The organism is Streptomyces sp. NPDC008150 (genome assembly GCF_042956945.1).
Lineage (GTDB): Bacteria > Actinomycetota > Actinomycetes > Streptomycetales > Streptomycetaceae > Streptomyces.
The window spans coordinates 13,390-33,599 of sequence record NZ_JBIBHJ010000013.1; the positions used below are offsets into that span (position 1 = coordinate 13,390).

Sequence of the window (20,210 nt, forward strand, 5' to 3'; positions counted from 1 at the left end):
GAGAACGACGATGACTACCTACGGCGGTACGACGGACCGGGCGGCGGCCGACAGGGAGGCGGCGGCCGCCGGCATCGAGGTGCGGCCGGTCGCGGGGCACGCCGGTGCGGAGATCGAGGGCGTCGACCTGGCCGGGGAACTGGGCGACGACGTGGTGGCCGCCGTCCGCGCGGCGGTGCTGCGCTGGAAGGTGGTGTTCTTCCGGGGCCAGACGCTGGACCACGCCGGGCACGTGGCCTTCGCCCGCAGGTTCGGCGAACCGGTGGTGCTCCCCCGCCGGGGCGGTGCCTCGCCGGGGGAGTGGCCCGAGATCGAGACGACCGCCGACCGGCTCGAACTCGGCGGCCGCTTCGGCATGGAGCACGACGAGTGGCTCGCCCGCCGCCGGCACACCCTGCTGCGTGGCTGGCACTGCGACCACGGCGCCCGTGTCGACCCGCCGGCCTTCACGATCCTGCGCGCCGAGTCCGTACCGCCGTACGGCGGGGACACCACCTGGTCCAACCTGGCCGCCGCGTACGCCGGACTGTCCGCGCCCGTACGGGAGTTCGTGGACGGGCTGCGCGCGGAGCACCGGCTCGGCGTGGGCTACCGGCCGCGCCCGGGGGACGACGCGTACGTGCGCCACCTGCTGGAGCACCAGACGGCGAGCGTGCACCCGCTGGTGCGGGTCCACCCGGAGACCGGCGAGCGGGTGCTGTTCGTCAACGGCTACTACCTGGAGCAGATCGAGGGGCTGTCCCGTCCGGAGAGCGCCGCCGTCCTGGAGATGCTCCTGGAGCAGGCGACCCGGCCCGAGTACACGGTGCGGTTCCGCTGGGCGCCGGGCAGTGTGGCCTTCTGGGACAACCGGGCCACCGTCCACCTGGCACCGTCCGACACCGCGCACCTGGACTTCCCGCGCACCATGCACCGGGTGATGCTCACCGGGGACGTGCCGGTCGGCGTGGACGGCAGGCCGTCGACGCCCCTCGTCGGCACCGAGGCCGGACGCTGGTGACGGGGCGCCGGTGACGAGGTGCCGGTGACAGGACGCCGGTACGGGCGCGGCCGGGCGCCCGGGTCGCTCAGTTCGCCGCGACCGGCCGCTCCCGGCCGAGCGCCGGGCCCAGTTCCGTCGCCATGTCGGTGAGGATCTGCACGTAGTCCTCGTGCTCGAAGCTGAACGGCAGGGCGAAGGCCACCTCGTCCACCTCGCGGAACGCGGCGTGCTCCGCGAGCCGTTCGGCGATCTCCGCCGAGGTGCCGACGATGTCCGGCGCGAACATCAGCCGCGCGGGACCCTGCGGCGTGGTGGTGCGCGGGGTGCGCGCGCGGGCGTACTCCGTGTACTTCGCGCGCTGCGCCGGGGTCGCGGAGTCGGTCGGTATGACGACGAGGCCCTGCGAGACGCGGGCCGCCTCGCCGTCGGGGTGGGCGGCCCGGAACGCGCGGATGTGGGAGAGCTGGACCGCGGCGAAGTCCTCGGACTCCTCCGCCTTGACGACACTGCTCGTCAGGAAGTTCATGCCGTGCTCGCCCGCCCACCGCGCGGAGCCGAGGCTGCCGCCGCCGTACCACATGCGCGAGCCGAGGCCGGGGGAGTGCGGCTGCACACGGTGGGAGAAGACCTCGAAGCCCTCGGTGCCGCCGAAGTCGCTGGCGCTCCCGCCGCGCACGAGGTCCAGCAGCCGCCGCACCCGCTCGTGGCCGAAGTCCTCGGCTTCGGCGGTGTCCGGGTAGAGGGCGTCCCTGACCCGGTCGAAGTGCATGGGCGGGCCCACGCTGACGCCCGGGTTCAGCCGCCCGCCGGACAGGACGTCGACCGTCGCCAGGTCCTCGGCGAGCCGCAGCGGGTTCTCCCAGCCCAGCGGGATCACCGCCGTGCCCAGCTCGATGGTGCTGGTGCGCTGCGAGGCGGCCGCGAGGACGGCTACCGGCGAGGAGATCCCGTACTGGAGGTGGCGGTGGCGCACCCACGCGCTGTCGAAGCCCAGCCGCTCGCCCAGCTCGACGATCTCCAGCGTGGTCTCGTGACCGCGTCGTGGGTCGGCCTCGTCGAACAGGCCGATGGTCAGGAATCCCAGCTTGCGCAACGGTCGCGGGCTCGGCGGCACGGGTCCTCCAGGGTGCGCGGCGGCGGGCCCCCGCGCGTCGGTCCTGTCTCGTCCCGCGATTCTGGCAAACGGGCGGCGCCCCCGCCCGCCCGGGGTGGCGCCCCCGCCCGCCCCCGACCGGTCAACGGCCCCCGGACCGCCCCGGGTCGGCGGCCTGGGCGGACTCCGCCGCGCCGGTCGGGCCGTCGGGCAGGTCCAGCGGGATGCTCACCTCGTCCTCCACCGGCGGGTCGAGCTCCTGCTCCAGGTTGCCGGTCGCGGCGAAGCAGCGGATGTCGAGGCTGCCCGGACTGACGTCCAGCCGCAGGAAGCACTTGAAGAACGGCGGCGCGTACGTCGCCGACGCGGGCGAGAAGAGCTGCGTGTAGGTCTTGCGCACCGGCAGCCGGAACCGTCCCCGCCGGTCCGGCCGCCCGCCCGCGCCGAGCAGCGAGGCGACGAGCCGGGCCCGCAGCCCCGGCCGCCGTTCCGCGTCCTGGGGCCGGGTCGGGGGCACGCCGAGCCGGGCGGCGATCACGGCGCGGGCGTCGGACTCGTCCAGGGTGAAGAACCTGCGCAGCCGCAGCCGGTCGCCGTACAGGCGGCTGTAGAAGGCGAGGGAGTCGCCGCGCAGCGGGTAGCAGCGGAACTCCTTCTCGGTCACGTTCGCCACCGACACCCGGGGGATGACGTGCGTGGCGTGCATGAACGCGCCGCCGCCGCCCGCGACCACGTACTGGATGGTGCGGCCGTCCACCTGCACCGGGTAGCGCTGGTAGTTGTGGATGTCGCCGCCGATCGCCGCGACGTAGTGGTGGTCCGCGTCCCGGACGATGTCGTCCACCGTGCCGCCGCCGTCGATGGGGCAGGGGTGGTGCTCCCCGTCCACGTACAGCGGCGAGCCGGTGATCAGGATCTTCGGGCGGGGGCCCTTCGACACCTCCCGCAGCCAGGCGCCCTGTTCGGCGTCCAGGGTGCCGAGCAGCCCGGTGTCGATGCCGACGATCCGCAGCGGCCCCGCGTCGATCGCCCAGTACGGCCCCGGCTGCACCGCCTGTTGGCCCGGGGCGCCGCGCAACTCCCGCGACTGCGCCAGGCGTTGCTCGTCCACGGGGGCGGGGCGGTGCCACAGCAGGGAGCGCAGCCGGGCCCGGGAGAAGAAGCGGGGCGCCGGCTCGGGCGGCAGCGGGGCGGTGTCGCAGAACACCCGCATGAACCCGGTGAGGTCCTCGTACCAGTCGTGGTTGCCGGGCACGGCGTACAGCGGGGCCGGGTAGTCGCGGTACGGGCGGAAGAACTTGGTGCCGTAGTCCTCGGTGCGGCCCACGGGGTAGATCACGTCGCTGGCGATCACCGCGAAACTCGTGTCCCGGCCGGTGCGCAGGAAGCCCGGCACGACGGCGTACTGGGGGTCGTCGCCCTCCCCGGTGTCGCCGATGACCATGAAGGAGAACCGGTCCGGCTCGTCGCGCCGGACCACCTTGTCCGGGGGCGCCCCGGCGGCGGCCGCCCGTTCCACCCACCGGGCCCGGGTGCGGCCGGTCGGGTCGCCGAACCAGGACGCGAGCACGCCGTTGCGGGCCGCCCACAGGGTCTTCGGGTCCAGCCACGAGAGGTTCACCACCCGGGCGGGCATGGCGCGTTCGTACAGGCCCGGACGGGTGCTGCCCCACCCGGCGCCTTCGAGTGAGTCACGGGACGAATCAGGCACGGTGAGAACCCTAACAACCGCGCGCGCGGGCCGCGTTGGCGGCCCGCGCCGTCGGCCGGGGGAGCGGCGGCACGCGGCCCGCCTGCGCGCCCGGGGCTACCGGCCGCCGTCGCGCGGCGGGACCGGCTGCTGCTCGGAGCGGCGCGCGCCGGGCTCGAAGAACGAACCGGGGGTGCCCGCCGGGGCGTCCCCGGCCGCGGGCCCGCGGCTCCAGTCGCCGTCGCCGAGCACGAGCAGCGGGTCGAACATCACGACCACGCCGGCCAGCAGCAGGAAGACGACGGGCCCGATGAGCATGGGGAGCAGCAGGGAGGTGGGGGAGTCGCCGTCCCAGGACGCGCCGCTCGTCGCGTGCAGGTGGACGCTCATGGCGGCCATGCCCGTGTAGTGCATGCCGGAGACGGCGATGCCCATGACGAGGCTGGCGCCGAGGCTCGGCAGGAAGCCGTGGACCGACACGCTCGCCCAGAGCGCGGCGGTCGCGGCGACGATCGCGATGACGACGGAGACCGCGACCGTGGCCGCGTCGTACCGGATGTCCCCGTCCAGGCGGATCGCGGCCATGCCGATGTAGTGCATGGCGGCGACGCCGAGGCCGGTGACGACGCCGGCCGTGGCGAGCGTCGCGGGCCTGGCGCCGCGGTAGCCGACGATGAAGACGCCGATGCCGACGACGACGATGGCGACGGCGAGGCTGAGCACGGTCAGGGGGACGTCGTAGCCGATCCGTACCTCCTCGACCTGGAAGCCCACCATGGCGATGAAGTGCATCGTCCAGATGCCGCAGCCGATCGCGGCGGCTCCGAGCGCGAGCCAACCGCCCTTCCAGGAAGCCTCGTTGTGCAGTGACCGCGTGATGCAGCGGAGCCCGAGGGCACCGCCGAGGCAGGCCATCACGTAGGCCGCGACGGGTGTCACGAGGCCGTAGTGGAACCCCTGGACCGTTCCTTGCATGTACCGACTCCCCCGGGAGGCGTGGTGGGGCCGTGGCCGTCCGGAGCGCATCGGATCAGCGGGGATCGGACGGGATCGGAGCGGGCCGTCCCGGGGCGTCGCGGTCGCGAGCCGTCCGAACGATTTCGGCCTCGTTGTGGAAGTCAGGTTTATGCGTCCACACCATAGGAAGCAAGGGCTTGTCGAAAGTATCCGACTAACTATCCGATTAACTCTGTATCACCAGAGGCTAACTTCCGTCACAAACGGAACATACGCATCGCGGGCGGGTGTGGCGTGGCCGGTTCTCGCCCCCTGCCCACGGGATCGGACCGGCCGATCCGTCGCCCGCCCGTGTGCCTCGAACCGGGGTTTGGTCTACGCGGGTTGAGGGTCGGCCCGCGCGTCATAGAGGGATAACCCTCGAATGCGCTCCATTGGGATGACATGCGCAGGCCAACCCTGTCAGTGTCCCACCGACTGTCGCACAGGTTCGTCACCGCCTGTCCACAGGAAGCGGTCCCCGCACAGCTCAGCTCTCCCCGGCCAGCACACCCGTCTGGCCGGTCTGTCATCGGCCGTCACCCGCGGCCGCCGCAGGAGGAGTACGAGTGAGACGCATCCCCCACACCCGGACCACGCTCGGAGCCGCCCTGGTCTCCGCCGCGGTCTTCCTGGCCGTCGGCGTCCAGACGGTCCCGGCCGGCGCGGCGCCCGCCGCCGCCCCCCACCCGAGTCCGCTGCGTTCGGGCGCGCTCGAGGCCCCGCTGACCACGGCCCAGCACACCGCCCTGGTCAGGAGCGCCGCGCAGAACAGCGACGACACCGCCCGCACCCTCGGCCTCGGCGCCAAGGAGAAGCTGGTCGTCAAGGACGTCGTGAAGGACAACGACGGTACGGTGCACACCCGTTACGAGCGCACCTACGACGGGCTGCCCGTCCTCGGCGCCGACCTCGTCGTGCACACGCCCCCCGCCGCGAAGGCGACCGGCACCGTCGGCGCGACCTTCAACAACGGCCGCCGCACCGTCAAGGTGTCCTCCACCACCGCCGAGGTCAGCAAGGCCGACGCGGCGGCGAAGGCCCTCAGGACCGCCAAGTCGCTCGACGCGGTGTCCCCCAGCACCGACAGCGCCCGCAAGGTGATCTGGGCCGGCAGCGGCACCCCGAAGCTCGCCTGGGAGACGGTGGTCGACGGCCTCCAGGACGACGGCACCCCCAGCAAGCTGCACGTCGTCACCGACGCCGCGAGCGGCGCCGAGCTGTACCGCTACGACGACGTCAAGACCGGTACGGGCAACACCCAGTACAGCGGCTCGGTGAGCCTGAGCACCACGCTGTCCGGGTCGACCTACCAGCTCTACGACACCACGCGCGGCGGCCACAAGACGTACAGCCTGAACAACGCCACCTCCGGCACCGGCACCCTGATGACGGACGCCGACGACGTCTGGGGCACCGGCGCGGGCTCCAACACCCAGACCGCGGGCGCCGACGCCGCGTACGGTGCGCAGGAGACCTGGGACTTCTACAAGAACACCTTCGGGCGCAACGGCATCAAGAACAACGGCGTCGCCGCCTACTCCCGCGTCCACTACAGCAGCGGCTACGTCAACGCCTTCTGGGACGACAGCTGCTTCTGCATGACCTACGGCGACGGCTCGGGCAACACCCACGCCCTGACCTCGCTCGACGTGGCCGGCCACGAGATGAGCCACGGCGTCACCTCCAACACCGCCGGCCTCAACTACACCGGTGAATCGGGCGGGTTGAACGAGGCGACCTCCGACATCTTCGGCACCGGCGTCGAGTTCTACGCCAACAACTCCACCGACGTGGGCGACTACCTCATCGGCGAGAAGATCAACATCAACGGCGACGGCACGCCGCTGCGTTACATGGACAAGCCGAGCAAGGACGGCGGCTCCGCGGACAGTTGGTACTCCGGAGTCGGCAACCTCGACGTGCACTACTCGTCGGGCCCGGCCAACCACATGTTCTACCTGCTGTCCGAGGGCAGCGGCAGCAAGACCATCAACGGCGTCACCTACAACAGCCCGACCGCGGACGGCGTGGCCGTCGCCGGCATCGGCCGGGCCGCCGCCCTCCAGATCTGGTACAAGGCGCTGACGACGTACATGACGTCCAGCACCAACTACGCGTCCGCCCGCACCGCGGCCCTCAACGCGGCGGCGGCCCTCTACGGCACCGGGTCCGCGCAGTACGCGGGTGTCGGCAACGCCTTCGCGGGCATCGCGGTCGGCGGCCACATCACCGTGCCGACCACCGGCGTGACCGTCACCAACCCGGGCAGCCAGTCGTCCGTCGTGGGCACCGCCGTGAGCCTCCAGCTCTCCGGCAGCAGCACCAACGGCGGCTCGCTGACCTACTCGGCCACCGGCCTGCCGGCCGGCCTGTCCATCAGCTCCAGCGGCGCGATCACCGGAACGCCCACCACGGCGGGCACCTCCAGCGTGACGGTCACCGCCACCGACAGCACCGGCGCGAAGGGCACCGCGGCCTTCACCTGGACCGTCAGCTCCTCCGGAGGCGGCGGCACCTGCTCGGCGGCACAGTTGCTGGGCAACGCCGGCTTCGAGTCCGGGAACACCACCTGGACCGCCAGCAGCGGCGTCATCACCACCGACACCGGCGAGGCGGCCCACGGCGGTTCGTACAAGGCGTGGCTCGACGGCTACGGCGCCACGCACACCGACACGCTGTCCCAGTCGGTGAGCATCCCCAGCGGCTGCAAGGCCACCTTCACCTTCTACCTGCACGTCGACACCGCCGAGACGACCACGAGCACCGCGTACGACAAGCTCACCGTCACCGCCGGTTCGACCACCCTGGCGACCTACTCCAACCTCAACAAGGCCACCGGGTACACCCAGAAGTCCTTCGACCTGTCCTCCCTGGCCGGGTCCACCGTCACCCTGAAGTTCACCGGTGTCGAGGACTCGTCGCTCCAGACCAGCTTCGTCGTCGACGACACCGCCCTGACGACGGGCTGACCCTCACCCGGCCGGTGTCCCGCGATCGGCGGGACACCGGGCAGGGCCGGGCGGCACGACGACGCCCGGGGACGCCGCGCGCGACGCGCGGTCCCCGGGCGTCGCGGCGTTCCCGGGCGCGGCCGGACGGGGCGGGCCCGGAAGGCGCCGGCCGCGGGGGTGTCAGAGGGTGCGGCCCAGCAGGTCGAGGAGGGCCGCCCAGTGCCGGTCGTCCGCCTCCCGGTCGTACTCCGAGGTGTCGGCCTGCGTGTATCCGTGCGACGCCCCCGGGTAGACCTCGCCGCGGTGCCGGACCCCTGCGGCCGTCAGCACCTCTTCGAGCCGCTCCACCTGCTCCGGCGGCATCGACCGGTCGCCGTCCGCGTGCCCGAAGTACAGCTCCGCCTTGACGTGGTCCGCCACCAGGTGCGGGCTGTTGGGGTCGTCCGTGGCCAGCCCGCCGCCGTGGAAGCCGGCCGCAGCCGCCACCAGGTCCGGGTAGGTGCCCGCGGTGAGCAGCGCCAGGCGCGCCCCGAGGCAGTAGCCCGTCACGCCCATCGGCCCCTCGGCGGTCTCGGGGCGGGCGGAGAGCCACCGCAGGTACGCGCCGGCGTCGGGCATCGTGAGGTCGGGCGTCAGGGAACCGATGATCGGGCCGATCACCTTGAACACCGCGGGACGGGCCTCGTCGTCGATGAAGTCGGGCAGATCGAGGACGGGGGCGCGGCCGGTGCGGTAGAAGACGTTCGGCACCAGCACCGTGTAGCCCGCCTCCGCCAAACGGTCGGCCATGGAGCGCAGTTGCGGCCGGAGCCCGAAGGCGTCCATGTAGAGCAGGACGCCCGGGTGGGGGGCGCCGTCGGCGGGGTGGACGAGGTAGGCGTCGGCGACACCGTCCTCGGTGGGGATGTCCACGTCCGTTCCCTGAACAGAGGTCATGGGGGTGGAACTGCCTTTCTGCGGAGTCGTGTTGACGGGTCCGGGCCCGGAGGCCGCACCCGCGAGCATGGTGGCACGCCGCTCCGTGCACCATGCACCGGTCCCCCCCCCGCCCCGCGCCGGGCGGTCCCGGGCGCCGGTCCGCGCGGCTCACTCGAAGCGCGACGCGTCGCCCGCTCCCCGGCGCACGACGACGGCCTCGCCGTCGGAGAAGTCGACGACCGTGGTCGGCTCGGTGCCGCACTCCCCGGAGTCGAGGACGGCGTCCACCACGTGGTCGAGCCGGTCCTTGATCTCCCAGCCCTGCGTCATCGGGTCCTCCTCGTCGGGCAGCAGCAGCGTGCTCGACAGCAGCGGCTCGCCGAGCTCCGCCAGCAGGGCCTGCGTCACGACGTGGTCGGGGATGCGCACCCCGACGGTCTTCTTCTTCGGGTGCAGCAGCCGCCGCGGCACGTCCTTCGTCGCCGGGAGGATGAACGTGTAGCTGCCGGGCGTGGACGCCTTGATCGCGCGGAACACGTCGTTGTCGATGTGCACCAACTGGCCGAGCTGCGCGAAGTCCTGGCACATCAGGGTGAAGTGGTGCCGGTCGTCGAGCTGCCGGATCGTCCTGATCCGCTCGATGCCGTCACGGCTGCCCAGCTTGCACCCCAGCGCGTAGCAGGAGTCCGTGGGGTACGCGATGAGCGCACCGTCGCGGACGCTGTCGGCGACCTGGGAGATCGTCCGGGGCTGCGGGTTCTCGGGGTGAACGTCGAAGTACTTGGCCATTCGCCGAGCTTATGCCGTGGCCGCGGAGCGCGCCCGCGCCGTCCCGCCCCGCGCGGGACGGCGCGGCGAGTACCGTCCGCGGAAAGGCGGGGCGCACCGTCGCCGGGTCCGCACCCGGCCGCCGCCCCGGACCGGCAGCCCACCGGAGAGCCAGGACCGCATGGACGAGAACACCGAGACCGCCGACGCCGCCGCGCACGTGCCCGGGATCGGCGGTGTCGCCGACCCCGGAGATCCCCAACCCGCCCCGCACGACGGCCTGTTCAGCGCGGAGCGCTCCGCCGAGGTCGTCGCGGCGGCCTTCGCCCGGACGCCCGACGACCGGCTCCGGGAGGTGCTGACCTCGCTGACCGGACATCTGCACGCGTTCGTCAAGGACGTCGGACTCACCCCCGCCGAATGGCGCTCCGCGATCGCGTTCCTCACCGACACCGGCCGCACGTGCGGCGAGACCCGGCAGGAGTTCGTGCTGCTGTCCGACGTGCTGGGGGTGTCCATGCTGGTCGACACCCTCGCGAACGGCACCCTCGGCGACGCCACCGAGTCCACCGTGGAGGGCCCCTTCCACGTCGTCGCCTCCCCGCCCCGCGCGCTCGGCGACGACATCAACGACGACGGCCGCGCCGGCCTGCCCTGCCTGTTCACCGGCCGGGTGCTCGACCCGGAGGGCGCCCCCGTCGCCGGCGCCCTCGTCGACGTCTGGCAGGCGGACGCCGAGGGGTACTACGACGTCCAACTGCCGGGCGGGGCACCGGCGGGCAACCTGCGCGGGCTGTTCACCACCGACGCGGACGGCGCGTACCGGTTCCGTACGATCGTGCCGCGCCACTACCCGATCCCGGACGACGGGCCCGTCGGACGGCTGCTGCGCGCCACGCGCAGGCACCCGAACCGGCCCGCCCACATCCACCTGGAGGTCTCCGCACCGGGGTTGCGCACGCTCACCACCCACCTCTTCGTCGCCGGCAGCCCCTACCTCGACTCGGACGCGGTCTTCGGCGTGAAGGAGAGCCTGGTCCGCGAGTTCACGCCGGTCGACGACCCGGAGAAGGCCGTGGCGGCCGGTCTGCCCTGCCCCTACCGCACCGTCGACTTCCCCGTCACCCTGCGCCGCGACGAGCCGGGCCCGGCACCCGGCGACGGCGCGTGAGGCGCGGCGCGCGAGGGCTCCCGCCGCCGCTGCCCTCCCGTCCGCGCGGGCGGGAGGGCAGCGGGTGCTTCTCGTCCCGGGAGGCGCGCGGGCCGGTGGGGTAACGTCGCCGAGCGGGACGGACGGGGCCCCGGAGCGCGAAAGGCGGAGGGAGAGAGCGGATGGCCGGCCGACAGGACGGGACCGTGACGGACGCCGCGCGGACCGGCGGGCGCGCGCGATGGCCGGAGGAACTGCTCGACCACCTCAGGCCCGCCGGGCGCGACATCGGCCGGATCACCGCCTGGCTCGCGGACACCGTGCGCGGCACGGTCTGCCTGCGGGACGGCACCGGTACCCGGCTCGCCGGGAGCGCGCTGGACCTGGACGAGGAGCTGGCCGCCGACATCACCGGCGGACGCCTCGGCTCGGCGGCCGTCGAGACCGCCGGCCGGCACGTCCGGCTCGTCGCCGTGGCCCGCGCCGACCATCTGCCGTCCGCGCTGCTCGCCGTCTCCCGCACCGAACCCTTCGACCGCGGCACGGCCGACGTGGTCGCGCACACCGCCGCCGTGCTCGAACTCCTGCTGCGCGCACGGGACACGGCCGCCGCCGGGGACCGCCTGCAACGGGCCGCCTCCGACCTGCGCCTCGCGATCCTGCAACTGCTCATGGTCGAGGACGTCGTCTCCGCGCGCCGCGTCGCCGCCGGCCTGTGGCCCGGCCTGCTCGACACCGAGACCGCCTGCGTCTACGTCGTGGAGGGCGGCCCCGAGCAGCGCGACGCGCTCGCCGCCGAGTGCAGGGCCGTGCTGGCCGGGCGCGCCCTGGTCGTGCCCTGCCCGGCGCTCGACGCCCACGTCATCATCGTCGCGCCGGTCGCCGCCGCGGGCGACGAACTGCGGGCCCTGGTCGCCAGGCATCCCGGGACCTTCGTCGGCGGCAGCGCGCGGCACGGGCTGTCCGGCACCGCCACCGCGTACGGGCAGGCGGTGAGCGCCCTCGCGGTCGCGCACTTCCGGCCGGACGGCGCCGCCGCCTACGCCGAACGCACCCGCCCCGAGCGGCTGATGGCCCCCGAGGCGCTGCGGTCCTGGACGGCGGCCCTGCTGCGGCCGCTCGACGAACTGCCCCACCACACCCGGGCGGAACTGCTCGCCACCACCCGGCTCGGCCTGGAGTTCACCGCCGTCAACGCGGCGAAGATCCTCGGCGTCAGCCGCAACACGGTGCGGGCCCGGATGGAGCGCCTCGCCGGACTGCTCGGCACGGACCTCTCCGACCTCCGGGCGCGGGCGGTGGTCCACCTGGCGCTCAACTCGCAGGAGGGGCTGGGCGAGACGGGCGCCGGTCCGGGGCGGACCGGCCGGACCGCGCCGCCGGCCGTGCTGGGCGACCTTCTGTCGGCGGCGGCCGTGCGCACCTGGGCGCGGCACCTCCTCGGGCGGCTGCCGACGGACACCCGGGACCTGCGCACCACCGTGCGGGCGTGGATCGTGGACGGCGGCAACGCGGAGCGCGCCGCGCAGACGCTGGGCTTCCACGCGCAGACCGTGCGCGAGCACGTGCGCTGCGCGGAGCCCGTCCTGGAGCGGCAGTTGCTGGCAGGAGGCAGCGACCTCTACGAGGTGGTCCTGGCGCACCTGGCCCTCGGCGAACTGGAGGCGCCGCCGCCGCACGGGGCGAACCGGGGCGTTCCGGACTCGCCTGTGCACGGGTGAGTCCGCGCGGCTCCCGAACGGGCACGGGCGCGGTTCACAAGGGCGGGCCCGCGAACATAGGGTCGGCGCACCGCACGGGTGTCCGACCCGGCGGTCTCCCCGCGTGCGGGGGCGGGACCGGAACGGGGGACCGGTCGCGCCTTCGCCCCGGGGCGGAGCCGTGCGGCAGGGCACACGCCGGGGGCGATCCTCCCCGAGCGAGGACCGCCCCGGCATGGGCGACCGGCCGGTGACCGGTCGCCGGGCCGTCGGTCAGCCGTGGGGCAGGATCACCGCGCGGCCGTTGACCTTCCCGTCGTGCAGGCGCTCGTAGGCGAGCGGCGCGTCGTCGAGGGAGTACGTCTCGGTGTGCACGGAGACGGCTCCGGCGCGGGCGAGCGCCAGCACCTCGATCAGCTCGCCGCGGCTGCCCCAGTAGGGCGCCTTGACCGAGACCTCGAAGGGCAGCAGACCGAAGCCGACGGGCAGCGGGGCCCCGCCGATGCCGACGATGGTCACGTCGGCCTCGATCGCCGCGACCGCGCCGGCGATCTTCACGGTGGGCGCGACGCCGACGAAGTCGAACACGGCCTGCGCGCCGAGCCCGCCGGTGATCTCCCGGACCGCGTCCGCGGCCTTCGCGTCGGAGAGCACCGTCTCGTGCGCGCCGACCTCGCGGGCCAGCCGCAGCTTGTCCTCGCTGACGTCGAGGGCGATCACGCGGGCGGAGGTCATGGCGCGCAGCAACTGGATGGCGACGTGGCCGAGGCCGCCGGTGCCGATGACCACGGCGGTCGAGCCGGGCACCAGCTTCGGCAGGGACGCCTTGATCGCGTGGTACGGCGTCAGGCCGGCGTCCGTGAGGGACACCGCCGCGGCCGGGTCGAGACCGTCGAGCGGCACGAGGTGGCGCGGGTCGTCGATCAGCAGGTACTCGGCCATCGAGCCGGGGCGGCCGAGGCCGGGCGGGTGGATGCCGAGCTGCTCCGCGCGCAGGCAGTAGTTCTCCTTGCCCTGCGCGCAGTTGACGCAGGTGCCGCAGCCCCAGGGCCCGTAGACGGCGACCGCGTCGCCCTCGCCGATGCCGCTCACCCCGGCGCCGAGCGCGGCGACCGTGCCGACGCCCTCGTGGCCGAGGGTGAGGGGCAGCTCGTAGGGGAAGCCCTCGGCGGGCCAGCCCATCACGGCGATGTCGGAGTGGCACACGCCCGCGGCGGTCACCTTGAGCAGGACCTGCCCGGGACCGGGCTCGGGGTCGGGTACGGTCACGACCTCCGGGGACGCGCCGATGGTGCGGTACTGCAAAGCCTTCATGGCCAGACTCCTTCGTCTGCCGGTACTTCCGTGGATGTGGTGCTGGTCCCCCGTGGTCCCCTGCCGGGGAGGCTGCTCAGACGGCGGTGTACGCGCCGTCGACCAGGTGGTAGCTGCCGTGCACGAACGAGGCGCGGTCCGACAGCAGGAACGTGATCAGTTCCGCGACCTCCTCGGAGGTGCCGAGCCGGCCCACCGGGTGCAGCCCGACCAGGGCGTCGTAGGCGGCCTTGTCCATGGTCCGCAGCAGCGGGGTGTCGATGAAGCCGGGGCCCACGGCGTTGACGCGGATGCCCTTCGCGGCGTACTCGGCGGCGGCGGTCTTGGTCAGGCCGATCACGCCGTGCTTGGCGGCGACGTACGCGGGGGAGCCCGCGAAGGCGACCGAGCCGAGGATGGACGCCACGTTGACGATGGCGCCGCCCCTGCCCGCCGCCTCGATCACGGGCAGTTCGTGACGCATCGAGTAGAAGACGCCGTCCAGGTTGGTGCGGACGACCCGGTCGTAGGCCTCGATGTCGTACTCGCCGGTGGGGGCGGAGGGGCCGCCGATGCCCGCGTTGTTGACCGCCAGGTCCAGGCCGCCGAAGGTCTCGACGGTGAAGGCGACGGCGGCCTTGACCGAGTCCGGCCGCGTGACGTCGAGTCGCACGGCGGCGGCGGCGGAGACGCCCTCGGCCGTCAGCTCGGCGGCGGCCTTCTCGGCGCCCTCGGCGTTGTAGTCCGCGATGACGACGTTGGCGCCGCCGGCGCCGAGGCGGCGGGCGGTGGCGAGGCCGATGCCGGACGCGGCGCCCGTGACGAGGGCGGTACGGCCGGCGAACTCGGTGGCGTAGTCGGTGACGGGGGTGGTGCTCATGGTGCGCTCACTCTTCGGTAGTGCTGTCGGGGGCCGCGGCTGCGGCCTCCGTGAGGAGGGAGTCGTAGGCCTGCTCGACCAGTGCGGCGAGGTCTGCGGCTTCCGAGGTGTGTCCGCCCGCGCGTCGCGCCCAGACGCGGAGCGCGGCGGTGAGGACCCCGGCGGCGGCGTCGACCACGACGGCGGGGCGGACGTCCCGTACGTCGTCGGTGCCGAGCCGCGCGCCGACCAGGCGGATCGACTCCTCCTGGGCGTCGACGCGGATGCGTTCGTACGCGGCGAACAGCGCGGGCTCGGTGTCGACCAGGGCCAGCAGCCGCCGCATGCGGGGCCGCAGGTGCCACGCCGGGTCGTCCCGGTCGGCGAGCCACGCGCGGACGGCCAGGCGGTAGGCGCGCAGCGGCGGTTCGGCCGCGGGGCGCGCCGCGAGCAGGGCGTTGATGCGGTCGCCGTCGCCCCGGACGAAGTCGAGGGCGGCGTCCTCCTTGCTCGCGAAGTGCCTGCTGAAGGTGCGGCGGGTGACGTCGGCCCGCTCGGCGACGGCCTCGACCGTGGTCGCGGCGAGGCCGCGTTCCAGGATCAGGTCGAGCGCCGCGGTGGCCAGCGCGGCCCGCGTCCGGCGCGACCTGCGCCGACGCCGGTCCTCCGGAACGGTCCCGCCGGAGGCGGCGGGGGTTCGCTCCGTTGCCTTCATGCGTTCACCGTACACCTGTTGTGTCCCGGTGGGACATGAGTCCCGACGGGAAATATGTCGCGTGGGGAAAATTGTTCGGCGGCGGTGCGCGGGCCACCCCCCGTTCGGCCCCGCACCGGGATGCCGCGCGGGCCGCACCGGGCTTCCATGGGGGAGTCCGAGGTCCCGGCCGGCGGAAAAGGGCAAGGCGTATGGCATCCACCCGACACGGGGCGCGGCGGCAGGCGGGAGCGTCCGGGGGAGTACTGCGGCGCCTCGGCGAGTGGTGCGCCCGGCACTTCGTGCTGGTGATCGTGGCCTGGCTGGTGGCCCTGGTCGCCCTCCAGTTCCTGGACCGGGCCTTCGGCGGCGACTACTCCGACGACTTCTCGCTCTCCGACACCCAGTCCCAGCGCGGCTCCGACGTCCTCACCGAGCACGACCCCGCGGCCGGCGGCTACGCCGGCCAGATCGTCGTGCACGACGCCGACAAGCCGTTGACCGGCCTCGGCACCCCGATGTCCGAAACCGTGGGGGACCTCCAGAAGCTGCCCCACGTGCTGTCGGTGACCAGCCCGCTGCCGTCCTCGGGGAGCGGCCAGGCCGGTGCGGCCGCGCGCTCCGGCGGCGACCCGGACGTGGGCCCGCTGTCCACCGACCAGAAGACCGGCTACATCACCGTCCGCTTCGACGAGCAGCCCGGCCGACTCGGCTCGGACTACCTCCACGGGGTCGACGACGCGGTGCACCCGCTGCGCGCCGCGGGCGCCGAGGTCGAGTACGGGGGACCGCTCGGCGAACTCGCCCGGCCCGAGGCCAACGACCGGGTCAGCGAACTGATCGGCTTCGGGGTGGCCGTGGTCGTCCTGCTCGTCGGCTTCGGCAGCGTGCTCGCGGCCGTCCTGCCCCTGGTCACCGCCCTGATCAGCGTCGTGGGCGGCCTCGCCTGCCTCGGGCTGCTCGCCGCCGCGTTCACCTTCGCCACCGTCTCGCCGACCCTGGCCACCATGATCGGCCTCGGCGTCGGCATCGACTACGCGCTGTTCCTGATCACCCGGCACCGGCAGAACCTCATGGACGGCACCGACCCCGTGCGCTCCGCCGGACACGCGGCGGCGACCAGCGGCCGGGCCGTCCTCGTCTCCGGCTGCACGGTGATCATCGCGCTCGCCGGCCTGTACGTGTCCGGCGTCGGCTTCATCGGCAAGCTCGGCGTCGCGGCGGCGATCACGGTGATCTCTGCGGTGGCCGGCGCGCTGACCCTGGTGCCCGCCCTGCTCGGGCTGATCGGCCGCCGCGTCGACCGGCTCCGGGTGCGCCGCCCGGTCGCCGAGACCGACGCCGCGCCCGGCGCGGAACCCACCGGCACCTGGCACCGCTACGCGCGGCGGGTGGAGCGGCGGCCGTGGACGTTCCTCGCCGCCGGGGTCGGGGTCGTGGTCGTCCTCGCGATCCCGGTGTTCTCCCTCCAGCTCGGCCATGTCGGCGACGGCGCCGACCCCACCTCGTTCACCGACCGGCGGGCCTACGACCTGATGAGCGACGCGTTCGGCCCCGGGTCCAACGGCCCCCTCACCGTCGTCGTCGACCAGAGCTCCGTACCGTCCGCGCAGCGCTCCGGCCTCGCGTCGCAGGCGCAGAAGACGCTGGACGCGGTGCCGGGAGCGGCCACCGTCACGCAACTGCGGGCCACCGGGGACGGGGACGTGCTGTTCGGCACCGTGTACCCGGAGCGGTCTCCGCAGAGCGCCGCCACCACGGACCTCGTCAACCGGCTCAAGGACACCACGCTGCCCGCCGCGGTCTCCGGCACCCCGGCCACGGGCTACGTCACCGGCAACACCGCGGCCCAGGTCGACTTCCGCGACATCGTCGCGAGCCGGCTGCCGCTCATCATCGCCGTCGTGGTCGCGCTCGCCTTCCTGATCATCCTCGCCGTCTTCCGCGGCCTGCTCGTGGCGGTGAAGGCGGCCGTGCTGAACGTCCTGTCCATCGCCGCCTCCTACGGGGTCGTCGTCGCCGTCTTCCAGTGGGGCTGGGGCGGGCCCGCGCTCGGGGTGGCGGGCAAGGTGCCCATCGAGAGCTACGTGCCGATGATGATGTTCGCGATCGTCTTCGGCCTGAGCATGGACTACGAGATCTTCCTGCTGTCCCGGGTGCACGAGGCGTGGCTGCGCACCGGCGACGCCAAGGACTCCGTCGCGCACGCCCTGGAGATCACCGCCCGCGTCATCACCTGCGCCGCGCTCATCATGGTGAGTGTCTTCGCGGCCTTCGTGCTCAGCGACAACATCGTGGTCAAGATGCTCGGACTGGGCCTCGCGGTGAGCGTGCTCGTCGACGCCACCGTCGTCCGGCTGCTCATGGTCCCGGCGGTGATGACCCTGCTGGGCGGGCGCGCGTGGTGGACACCGCGGTGGCTCGACCGGGTGCTGCCGCACATCGACACCGAGGGCGGCGCCGAACGGCGCTGAGCCGCCCGCGAACGGCGGCGGGCGCGGCCCCTGCCGAGGGGCCGCGCCGCCGGCACCGTCCGCCGCGGGGTCAGTCGAACGGCGTGAGGGTGAGCCGGAAGCCGGTGGGTGCCGTGTCCTGGACGTAACTGGCGAAGTCGGCCACGTCGTCGAAGGCGAAGCCGTACGCCTTGCCGTTCTGCGTCGCCGCGTGCATCGCCTTCGCGTAGTGGTTGGTGAGCGCGGTGGTGTAGAACGTCGCCGCGTCGGTGGCGGGCTGCGCGGGCACCGACAGCAGGGTCGAGCGGTTGAGGCCCGCCCCGAGCACCGCGGCGACCGGCCCGGTCGTGCCGTCGTTGGGCGCGGCGAGCGCCCCGTCGCAGAACAGCACGTCTCGTGTGGACGGCTTCGCGAAGGAGACCGACGCGGGCCCGGCGAACGTGAACTGCCCGGCGCGCACGCGGCCGGTGAACGTCCCCGCGTTGGTGGTGACGGTGAGGTCCTTGCCCGTGTAGGTGCTCCACACCTCGTCGATGTACGGGGCGAGGTAGTCCGACGCGAACAGGCCCGCGTCCAGCCCGTGTCCGGGCGCGACGATCCTCGTGTCGTCCACGACGAGGGAGCCGAAACCGTCGGCCGCGCGGACCGCGGCGAACGCGGCGGACCGCCCGCCGGCGCGCAGCGTGCCGGTGGTCTGGTCGGCGGCGCCGGTCAGCCGGACGGCCATCGGCACGCTGAACATGTCGACCATCGTCGTGTTGCAGAACATGCCGGAGGAGTTGTACGTGAACTCCGCGCAGTCGTGCAGCACCGGGTAGTTGGGGTCGGAGGACACCCAGCCCGCCGGGTACTGGAGCGCCGCGTCGCCGTTTCCGTCGGCGACCGCCTTGAACTTCAGCTTCTCGCCGAGGGACACGTAGATCCGGCCCGACATGTACGGCAGCGAGAGCGTGGTCTCGCCGCTGCCCGCGAGGGAGAGCGCGTAGTCGGTGTAGCCGTCGGCGCCGTTGTCGGCGAGGGCGACCGGGGCGGTGGTGCCGTCGGGGGTGACCCGGACCTGGGTGCCGTTGACGTTGCCGACGATGTAGACGTGGACCGACGCGTTGTCGTAGGCCCCGGTGCTGTTGACGATCGTCACCGGCAGGGCGCCGGCCGCGGCGGGGGCCGGCCCGGTGCTCGGGTCGGCGAGGGCGTACGGGGCGAGGGCCGCGGCGGCGGGGACGGCGACCGCCGCGCCGCCGAGTGCGAACAGGACCCGGCGGCGGCTGTGGCTGCGCTGGTGACGAGGCGTCATGTGGGGGTACCTCCAAGGGACTTGACCGTGCTGCGGTGCGTGGGGGAACTCGGGGAGCGCGCTGAGAGCGCTCTCAGGAGAGGCTTGCAGGGCCCGATGGTACGCATCCGGGGCACACGGTCAATCCGTCCGGCCGGGCTCAAATTGCGCTGATCCGGCGCTACTTGGCAAAGCCTGCCGACGAAGTGCCCATCCTTAAGGGGCTCTTGAGCCGGTCTTAAGGCTCACCGTTCCCCGAGCGGCAGCCGGGCCAGCAGGGCCGCCTCCGCCTCCGCCACCTCGGTCGGGTCCCAGCGTCCCAGCGGCACCGACCCCAGCCGGCGCCCCGACGGGTCCAGCAGGTGCCCGGCCAGCTTCACCGGCCACAGCGTCACCGCCCGGTCGGCGACGGTCAGTCCGGGGAACGGTGCCACCAGCCGCGACTCGAACGCCCGGATGTCGTCCAGCGACCGCAGCCAGACCGCGAACAGCAGGTTGTGCGGCCCCGACAGCGACGCGACGAGCCGGGTCTCCCGCATCGCGGACACGTGCGCCGTGACGCGGTCGATGTCCGTCGGCGGCGCCGCGCACCACAGGCTCACGCTCACCGGCCAGCCGGAGAGCCCGCGCGCGACCTCGCACCGGAACACCAGCGCCCGTGACTCCTCCAGCCGCCGCAGCCGCCGCCGCACCGTCGAGTCGCTCAGCCCCGTCGCGCGGGCCAGCGAGGCCACGCTCTGCCGCGCGTCGTCGGACAGCGCCGCCACCAGTGCCTGGTCCTCCCGGCGCACCGCCGAGCGACCCGCCTCCGGGCCGCCCGCCACACGCACCGGGCCGGACCGGGAACCGGGCGCCGGACGGTCCAGCCGCCACCGGCTGCCCTCCGTGTGCAGCGCGGTGGCGATCTGCGTACGGCTCGCCGCGACACCCGGCAGCGCCCCGATCCGCAGGCCCGTGTACCGCGCCAGCTCCGCCAGGCCGCCGAAGACGCAGGTCAGCATGAGGTCCCTGCCCCCGGTGACGTGCTCGACGGTGAACACGTGCGGATCGCCCGCCAGTTGTGCCGCCACGTCGTACAGCCGCCCCGGCGCGCAGTCGACCTCGACGAACGCGACGATCAGCGGCATCGCCTCCACGCTCACCGGATAGCAGCTGAACCAGGCGTTTCCCGCCGCGGACAGCCGGGCCCAGCGCCGCGCGGCGGTCGACGGGTCGACGTCCAGGGCGGCACCGACCTCGTTCCAGTCCGCGCGCGGACTGCCCTGGAGCACGGTCACCAGCCGCAGGTCCAGCTCGTCCAGGGCGGCGGATTCAGGCAAATGATCATCGAACATGGGTGGATCCAGGCGTTGACGGGAGGCATCTGCTGACCGGTCGCACGATATCC

Annotated in this window: 15 protein-coding genes; 5 read left to right on the forward strand and 10 right to left on the reverse strand. The window is 73.6% G+C overall.

The window, feature by feature from the left end; genetic code table 11:
• The first annotated feature begins 10 nt into the window (after positions 1 to 10).
• Positions 11 to 1,000, forward strand: coding sequence for a TauD/TfdA family dioxygenase (locus ACFZA0_RS27670; protein WP_391021874.1), 990 nt, complete (start codon positions 11 to 13; stop codon positions 998 to 1,000).
• 67 nt (positions 1,001 to 1,067) lie between these two features.
• On the opposite strand, the gene ACFZA0_RS27675 is transcribed toward ACFZA0_RS27670, so the two are convergent.
• The 3 genes from ACFZA0_RS27675 to ACFZA0_RS27685 all read right to left on the reverse strand — a co-directional run bounded on the left by ACFZA0_RS27675 (position 1,068) and on the right by ACFZA0_RS27685 (position 4,740).
• Positions 1,068 to 2,096 (reverse strand): LLM class flavin-dependent oxidoreductase, encoded by a 1,029-nt coding sequence (locus ACFZA0_RS27675; protein WP_391021876.1) that lies wholly within the window; start codon positions 2,094 to 2,096, stop codon positions 1,068 to 1,070.
• 121 nt (positions 2,097 to 2,217) lie between these two features.
• On the reverse strand, positions 2,218 to 3,786 hold the full coding sequence (locus tag ACFZA0_RS27680) for a metallophosphoesterase (protein ID WP_391021878.1): 1,569 nt from the start codon (positions 3,784 to 3,786) through the stop codon (positions 2,218 to 2,220).
• Between the two features lie 96 nt (positions 3,787 to 3,882).
• Complete coding sequence (locus tag ACFZA0_RS27685) at positions 3,883 to 4,740, reverse strand: MHYT domain-containing protein (protein WP_391021880.1); 858 nt, start codon at positions 4,738 to 4,740, stop codon at positions 3,883 to 3,885.
• Positions 4,741 to 5,330: 590 nt separating this feature from the next.
• Here ACFZA0_RS27685 and ACFZA0_RS27690 point away from each other — a divergent pair.
• Positions 5,331 to 7,733 carry a M4 family metallopeptidase gene (locus ACFZA0_RS27690; protein ID WP_391021882.1) on the forward strand — a complete coding sequence of 801 codons (2,403 nt, stop codon included), beginning with the start codon at positions 5,331 to 5,333 and terminating at the stop codon, positions 7,731 to 7,733.
• 162 nt (positions 7,734 to 7,895) lie between these two features.
• Here ACFZA0_RS27690 and ACFZA0_RS27695 read toward each other — a convergent pair whose 3' ends face one another.
• Complete coding sequence (locus tag ACFZA0_RS27695) at positions 7,896 to 8,651, reverse strand: dienelactone hydrolase family protein (RefSeq protein WP_391021884.1); 756 nt, start codon at positions 8,649 to 8,651, stop codon at positions 7,896 to 7,898.
• 150 nt (positions 8,652 to 8,801) lie between these two features.
• Complete coding sequence (locus ACFZA0_RS27700; RefSeq protein ID WP_391021886.1) at positions 8,802 to 9,422, reverse strand: L-threonylcarbamoyladenylate synthase; 621 nt, start codon at positions 9,420 to 9,422, stop codon at positions 8,802 to 8,804.
• 160 nt (positions 9,423 to 9,582) lie between these two features.
• Here ACFZA0_RS27700 and ACFZA0_RS27705 point away from each other — a divergent pair, with 160 nt between their 5' ends.
• Positions 9,583 to 10,572 (forward strand): dioxygenase, encoded by a 990-nt coding sequence (locus ACFZA0_RS27705; protein WP_391021888.1) that lies wholly within the window; start codon positions 9,583 to 9,585, stop codon positions 10,570 to 10,572.
• Between the two features lie 161 nt (positions 10,573 to 10,733).
• The gene (locus ACFZA0_RS27710) at positions 10,734 to 12,272 is read left to right on the forward strand and encodes a helix-turn-helix domain-containing protein (RefSeq protein WP_391021890.1); all 1,539 of its coding nucleotides are present in this window, start codon (positions 10,734 to 10,736) and stop codon (positions 12,270 to 12,272) included.
• A gap of 252 nt (positions 12,273 to 12,524) precedes the next feature.
• Here ACFZA0_RS27710 and ACFZA0_RS27715 read toward each other — a convergent pair whose 3' ends face one another.
• The 3 genes from ACFZA0_RS27715 to ACFZA0_RS27725 all read right to left on the reverse strand — a co-directional run bounded on the left by ACFZA0_RS27715 (position 12,525) and on the right by ACFZA0_RS27725 (position 15,118).
• Entirely contained in the window at positions 12,525 to 13,565 is a 1,041-nt protein-coding gene (locus tag ACFZA0_RS27715) for an alcohol dehydrogenase catalytic domain-containing protein (protein WP_391021891.1), read from the reverse strand.
• Positions 13,566 to 13,641: 76 nt separating this feature from the next.
• Positions 13,642 to 14,424: an SDR family oxidoreductase gene (locus tag ACFZA0_RS27720; protein ID WP_391021893.1), complete on the reverse strand. Its 783-nt coding sequence runs from the start codon at positions 14,422 to 14,424 to the stop codon at positions 13,642 to 13,644.
• Positions 14,425 to 14,431: 7 nt separating this feature from the next.
• A complete protein-coding gene (locus ACFZA0_RS27725; RefSeq protein ID WP_391021895.1) occupies positions 14,432 to 15,118 on the reverse strand; it encodes a TetR family transcriptional regulator in 687 nt (228 codons plus the stop codon).
• 191 nt (positions 15,119 to 15,309) lie between these two features.
• Here ACFZA0_RS27725 and ACFZA0_RS27730 point away from each other — a divergent pair, with 191 nt between their 5' ends.
• Entirely contained in the window at positions 15,310 to 17,571 is a 2,262-nt protein-coding gene (locus ACFZA0_RS27730) for an MMPL family transporter (RefSeq protein ID WP_391021896.1), read from the forward strand.
• A gap of 70 nt (positions 17,572 to 17,641) precedes the next feature.
• Here ACFZA0_RS27730 and ACFZA0_RS27735 read toward each other — a convergent pair whose 3' ends face one another.
• Together ACFZA0_RS27735 and ACFZA0_RS27740 are read right to left on the reverse strand one after the other, a co-directional pair.
• The gene (locus tag ACFZA0_RS27735; protein WP_391021898.1) at positions 17,642 to 18,844 is read right to left on the reverse strand and encodes a beta-1,3-glucanase family protein; all 1,203 of its coding nucleotides are present in this window, start codon (positions 18,842 to 18,844) and stop codon (positions 17,642 to 17,644) included.
• A gap of 224 nt (positions 18,845 to 19,068) precedes the next feature.
• Positions 19,069 to 20,142, reverse strand: coding sequence for an AsnC family transcriptional regulator (locus ACFZA0_RS27740; protein WP_391021899.1), 1,074 nt, complete (start codon positions 20,140 to 20,142; stop codon positions 19,069 to 19,071).
• Positions 20,143 to 20,210: the final 68 nt, after the last annotated feature.